The organism is Roseovarius aestuariivivens, from assembly GCF_004761875.1.
GTDB lineage: Bacteria > Pseudomonadota > Alphaproteobacteria > Rhodobacterales > Rhodobacteraceae > Roseovarius > Roseovarius aestuariivivens.
In genome coordinates this window covers 1-2242 of sequence record NZ_SJEY01000028.1, presented here as the reverse complement: position 1 = coordinate 2242, position 2242 = coordinate 1, and the positions used below count along the sequence as shown (strand labels likewise).

Below are 2242 nucleotides of genomic sequence, written 5' to 3'. Positions count from 1 at the left end.
CCAGCAGAGGCCGAAGCAAACTACCACTCGGCTCTGGAAACTCAGACAATGGCCGCGTAACTTACATCAACCAGCCTCCGGCAAAACCGGCGCGGTTCAAGCAACGAAATCTTCCGAACCTTAAGCTGCGATTAAGCAAGAAGAGCTGCCGTTCATTAAAACAGCAGCGAGCTTGCGCACAGCGATGTCCATGTTGCAGATGATGTAGCCTGATGCGGTCGCAGCGTAGCTTTTTAAGTCTCGCCACGGAAACGTTAGTAAATTTTAAAAAAGGCCCCGCCACCACTCGTAGCGGGACCTTGAATACATGAAATAGCCTGTGAGAATGTTTCTGATGCGGAGGTGTCTGGCCATTCGAGAGCTTAAAACTGGGATTTTATGCTGCAGGTATCACGGGACAGACAAGCCCCTCCGCATAAATTGATTAACACGCGTAAGGCTTCCTATCTATGCGTTAACATGAAACAGACTGTTCAGGCATTTCGGGATACGCTCAGATATAGATTGGTCGCATTAACACATCTAAAACACGACGATCCCGGTATGCAGCCGGGATCGCCGCTTCCGAAACCGCCCAGACCCCGCAAACACCTCCGATCGGCCAAACCCTTTTACGTCCGCCGGCTGCAAACTTTTAATTCACCAACAGGCGTGTCTCATGCTTTTTGAGGGCACGCCGAGCGGCCTTGTAGGCTTTCAGACCGTCGCTTCTCGCCAGTTCGGGGAAAAGCTCGAAGAGCTCGTTTCTGTGCGCTCGCCCCATCCCGTCCAGTACCTGTTCACCAGGCTGGAAGCTTTCGGTCCAGATCCCGTTAGACAGGACAACTTCATGCTGATCGAACATGAAGTGAATGTAACTCACCGCGCTGACTTCGACCCTCGTCACGCCCTTTACGCTGGTAAGGTGCTTTGCCGCAGCCAGAACCTCCCGGTCTTCGAAGTAAAGGGCGCTTCGCTTATTGTTGATCAGCACGCGATGCTGCGGTGAAGCCATTATGTCTCGCTCTGGCAAACCATCTCCAAGAGAGCCTGCGGGGATCAGAATCGGCTTGAGATGCGGCGCTGCCATAAGCTCCGGACCGGTCAGGTCGCGTCGACCGACCCAGCGGATTTCTTGCAGGCCATTGTCGCGGGTTATGATCCGGTCACCAACCCGAAGGTCTTCGACAAGGCGCTCGCCATCTGGCGTCGCGATAAATGTGCCCGGGGTGAAGCAGGGAATGATACCCTCCTCCAAAAGAAAAACCGTACCGTCGAAATCGCCTTCGATCTCTGGAAAGTCCGGAAAAAACATCAATTGCTCACCGGAAGAGACCTCGATCACTGCGTAGGTCGGCGGGTTTTCCGGGGAAAACTGCGGGTAGTTGTTGAAAAAATTACTGTTCTGCTCCGCCGGTGTGAAGGTTCCGGCAGAAACGACACTGAAGCTTGTCTGTGTCGAACCACCGTCAAGGCTAATCTGATCGGCCTGCCACCATTTTTCAGCGTTGAAAATCAGGGTTGTGCCAGCATCGCCGCTGCTCTTGCCAGCAATTCTGATGCCACTGCTTGGGGTAAAGAGCAGGTTTGGTCCGGCAATTTTGTAGGCTCCGAACGCTGCGTTGAATATCGACATATCTGCCATCCTACTGTCCTCCATGAGCGCGCTCCACATGCGCCACGGGCATGGTCGCCAGACGTTTCCTTGATGCCTCAAAGGCGGAAGTTGTCTACCTAATTTGCTTGCCGCATAGGGCATGCGCTCTTGGCGAACGAAACAAGATCACTTTCTTGTCAAGTCAGTACCACCAGAATGCTTAACAGCCCGACGACAATGAGAGCAAATTGGCGCTTCTCACGCTTTTTTACGACATACTTTGGGAGATGCGTCCTGTCGATATGGTCGATTTCGGACGATCTAGGGTTCGTCATTGTGAACATTGCACTCGGTACTCGCAATTCTATCTACCCTGCTCGCGTCGGCCGACGCTTTCTTTGTAGAAGGCGCTTTGAGTAAGCGCGCCGATCGATGCGGAAGACCGAATTCCAGAACTTCGCGCCACGCATAGCTCACTCGCGATCCGACCGGCTCCATAAACCTTAGTCTCCGACTAACCGGGGCCACTCGTGGAGAATGGCCCCGGCGTAACATCAATCAACACTCACACTCAGGTTGCCTTTCACACTGCAACTCAGAACACTCGTTACGCTCAGGCTGGCTACCTCATATGAGCCTGATTAGGTAAACTTATCTCAAATTAAT

At 52.9% G+C, this 2242-nt stretch carries 1 protein-coding gene; it reads right to left on the bottom strand.

Annotated features, from left to right (window positions below; all coding sequences use genetic code 11):
* Positions 1-634: 634 nt before the first annotated feature.
* On the bottom strand, positions 635-1624 hold the full coding sequence (locus tag EZV60_RS19535; RefSeq protein ID WP_342588815.1) for a Hint domain-containing protein: 990 nt from the start codon (positions 1622-1624) through the stop codon (positions 635-637).
* Between the last annotated feature and the right edge of the window lie 618 nt (positions 1625-2242).

Excerpts from the sequence above, each read along its gene's own strand:
- EZV60_RS19535 (WP_342588815.1), bottom strand. The coding sequence starts at position 1,624 with ATGGCAGATATGTCGATATTCAACGCAGCGTTCGGAGCCTACAAAATT.